At 75.4% G+C, this 3,966-nt stretch carries 2 protein-coding genes; both read left to right on the top strand.

Annotated features, from left to right (window positions below; genetic code table 11):
• Positions 1-232 (top strand): hypothetical protein (locus MXD58_RS22260; RefSeq protein WP_250609855.1); only part of this gene is annotated, 232 nt, incomplete at its 5' end.
• A partial coding sequence (locus tag MXD58_RS22265; protein ID WP_250609856.1) for a type I polyketide synthase occupies positions 232-3,966 on the top strand: 3,735 nt, incomplete at its 3' end. The genes MXD58_RS22260 and MXD58_RS22265, both read left to right, overlap by 1 nt.

Here is a 3,966-nt window from a genome sequence, read left to right on the forward strand (position 1 = left end):
CGGTGGACTCGCGCAGGATGCCGTCCACGTCGAAGAGCTGGCGGGCGCCGTCGGGTCGGCCGCCGCGCTCGGGCGCCAGGCGGACATCGCGTCGATGGATCTTGACGATCTTGTGCAGCTCGTCCTCGGGGACCAGGAGGCGCCCGCCGGCGCCGGCCCGCCCGGGGCTTCCGGATCGGACGGAGCCGGAGCCGCCGATGGCGCGTCCCGGCCTGACGGGTGGAGTCAGTGATGGCCACGTCGACGGAGAAGGTCGTCCAGGCACTGCGGACGGCGTTGCTGGACAACGACGCGCTGCGCGAGCGCAACCGCGACCTCGCGGACGCCGCGCACGAACCGATCGCGATCGTCGGCATGGGCTGCCGGTACCCGGGCGGGGTACGGTCCCCCGAACAGCTGTGGCGCCTGGTCGCCGACGACGTCGACGCGGTCGGGGCCTTTCCCACCGACCGCGGCTGGGACGTCGACGCGCTGTTCGACCCCGACCCGGACCGGCCGGGCACCCTGTACGCGGCCGAGGGCGGTTTCCTCGACGACGCCGGCGCCTTCGACCCCGACTTCTTCGGTATCTCGCCGCGGGAGGCGCTCGCGATGGACCCCCAGCAGCGGGTCCTGCTGGAGATCGCCTGGGAGGCGGTCGAACGGGCGAACATCGACCCGCACAGCCTGCGGGGCTCCGCCACCGGGGTGTTCGTGGGCGTGATGGCGACCGACTACGCCGCCCGCCTGCCTGCCGTCCCCGCCGACGTCGAGGGCTTTCTCGGTACCGGGACGGCGTCGAGTGTGGCGTCGGGACGCATCGCCTACGAGCTGGGTCTGGAAGGTCCGGCGCTGACCCTGGACACGGCCTGCTCGTCGTCGCTGGTGGCCCTGCACCTTGCCTGTCAGGCACTGCGCCGCCGGGAGTGCGGGCTCGCCCTCGCCGGGGGCGCCACGGTCATGGCGAGCCCGGGGCTGTTCATCGGGTTCAGCCGGCAGCGTGGGCTCTCCCGCGACGGTCGGTGCAGGTCGTTCGCCGACGCGGCGGACGGCGCCGGGTTCGGGGAGGGAGCCGGCCTGCTGGTGCTCGAACGACTCTCGGACGCCCGCCGGGCCGGCCGGCCGGTGCTCGCGGTCCTGCGCGGCTCGGCGGTGAACTCCGACGGGGCGAGCAACGGGCTGACCGCGCCGAACGGCCCGTCCCAGCAGCGGGTGATCCGGGCCGCGCTCGCGGACGCCCGCCTCGACCCGGCGCAGGTCGACGCCGTCGAGGGGCACGGGACCGGGACGACCCTCGGCGACCCGATCGAGGCCCAGGCGCTGCTGGCGACCTACGGACGGGGCCGGGACCCCGGGCAGCCGCTGTGGCTGGGGTCGCTGAAGTCCAACGTCTCCCACACGCAGGCCGCCGCCGGGGTCGGCGGCGTCATCAAGATGGTCATGGCGATCCGCCACGGGCTGCTGCCGCGGACCCTGCACGTGGACGGTCCCAGCCGCACCGTCGACTGGTCCGCGGGCGCGGTCCGACTGCTCACCGAGGCGACGCCGTGGCCGGCCGGGGACCGTCCGCGCCGCGCCGGCGTGTCCTCGTTCGGGGTCAGCGGGACGAACGCCCATCTGATCGTCGAACAGGCACCGGTGGACACCCCGACGGACGCTCCGCTCGACCCGCCGCCCGCCCGCGGCACCGACGGCACCGACAGCACCGACGTCGCGCCCCCCATACCGCTGATCCTGTCGGCGCACGACAACGAGACACTGCGGGCCCAGGCCGGGCGGCTGCGGGCCCGACTGGCCGAGGAGAGATCCTGGCACCCGGCCGATGTCGGGCACACGCTGGTGACGGCCCGGGCACGGCACCCGCACCGGGCGGTCGCCGTCGGCGCGGACCGGGGCGGGCTGCTCACCGCGCTTGCCGCGCTCGCCGACGGACGCCCCACCTCCATGGTCGCCACCGGTGTGGCGGACGCCAGCCGTGCGCCGGTGTTCGTCTTCTCCGGCCAGGGCAGCCAGTGGGCCGGAATGGCGCTGGAGCTGGCGGAGTCCTCGGCGGTGTTCCGGTCCCGGCTCGACCTGTGCGCGCAGGCGCTCGCACCGCACGTCGACTGGTCGCTGTGGGACGTCCTGCGCGGCGCTGCCGGCGCACCCGGTCTGGACCGGGCCGACGTCGTCCAGCCGGCGCTGTTCGCGGTGATGACGGCGACGGCCGAGCTGTGGCGGACGTTCGCGGTCCGACCGGCGGCGGTGCTCGGACACTCCCAGGGCGAGATCGCCGCGGCCTGCGTCGCCGGGGCGATCAGCCTGCCCGACGCGGCCCTCGCCAGTGCACGCCGCGGCGCGGTGTTGGCGGCGGAACTCGGCGGGCGGGGCGGGATGGTCACGGTGGCACTGCCCCGGACCGAGGCCGAGCTGCTGCTCAAGCCCTGGGACGGGCGGCTCGCCGTCGCCGCGGTCAACACGTCCGACTCGGTCGTGGTCTCGGGGGAGACCGCCGCCCTGGCCGAGCTACTGGAACGCTGCGCGAGGGACGGGACACGAACCCGGCGGATCGCCGTCGACATCGCCTCCCATTCCCCGGCGGTCGACCGGGTCCGCGACCGGCTGCTGGCCGGGCTCGGGCCCGTGCGACCGGTCTCCGTCCCCACCCCGTTCTACTCCACGGTGGACGGCGAACGGATCGACACCGCCGCCCTCGACGCCCCCTACTGGCTGCGGAACACCCGCCAGACCGTGGAGTTCGAGCGCGCGGTCCGCGCCCTGCTGGCCGACGGGCACCGGACGTTCGTCGAGATCGGCCCGCATCCGGTGCTGACCGCCGCGATCGGACAGATCGCCCTGGACGCCGGACTCGACCTCGCGGGCGTGGCCGGAGCCGGTCCGGACGCCGTCCTGACCATCGCCTCGGGGCGGCGCGACGCGGGTGGTCTCGACCAGTTCCTGCTCGGGGTGGCCGCGGCGCACGTCCACGGGGTGCCGGTCGACTGGAGCGCCGCGTTCACCGGCACCGGTGCGCGGCTCGTTGACCTGCCGACCTACCCGTTCCGGCGGCGCCGCTTCTGGTTGGAGGCGGACCGCGGTACCGGCGGCGACGCCTCGTCGGTCGGTCTGGCCGTGGCCGATCATCCGCTGCTGGGGGCGGCCGTCGACTGGCCGGACTCCGGCCCGATGGCACTCACCGGCCGCCTGTCCACCCGCAGCCACCCGTGGATCGCCGACCATGCGGTCACCGGTGTCGTCCTGCTGCCCGGGACGGCGCTGGTGGAACTCGCGATCCGCGCCGGCGACCAGGTCGGACTCGACCAGGTGGAGGAACTGACCCTGGCGGCGCCGCTGATCATCCCGGCCGATTCGGCGATCCACCTCCAGGTTCTCGTCGGTGCGGCCGACCCGTCGGGGCGGCGCGGCATCGACATCCGGTCCCGGGTCGAACCGGCCCGATCCGGGTCGGCGCCCGGCCCCGCCGACCTGGACGTGGATGCGCGCGCCCCGTGGACGACGCACGCGACCGGGGTGCTGTCGGGCCGGGCCACTTCCCGGCCGGGCGCGGACGAGATCGGGGTGTGGCCACCCACCGGCGCCCAGCAGGTCGACCTCGACGGCTGCTACGAGCGGTTCGCGGAGTCCGGCTTCGTCTACGGTCCGGCCTTCCAGGGACTGCGGGCGCTCTGGCGCCGGGACGAGGAGCTGTTCGCCGAGGTCGTCCTGCCACCAGAGCAGCACCCCGACGCCGGCCGGTTCGGGGTGCATCCGGCGCTGCTCGACGCGGCGTTCCAGGCCGTCGGCTTCCTCGGCGGGCCGGTGCCCGCCGGGGCACCCGGCCGGCTGCCGTTCTCGTGGTCCGAGGTCCAGCTGCACGCCACCGGGGCCACCACCCTGCGGGTCCGGCTCACCCCGCAGGAAGACGACGTGGTGTCCCTGCTCGCCGCCGACGTCGCCGGCCGGACCGTCGTCTCCGTCGGCGCGCTGACCCTGCCCCCGGGGCCCCCC

This window comes from Frankia sp. AgKG'84/4, assembly GCF_023242965.2.
GTDB lineage: Bacteria > Actinomycetota > Actinomycetes > Frankiales > Frankiaceae > Frankia.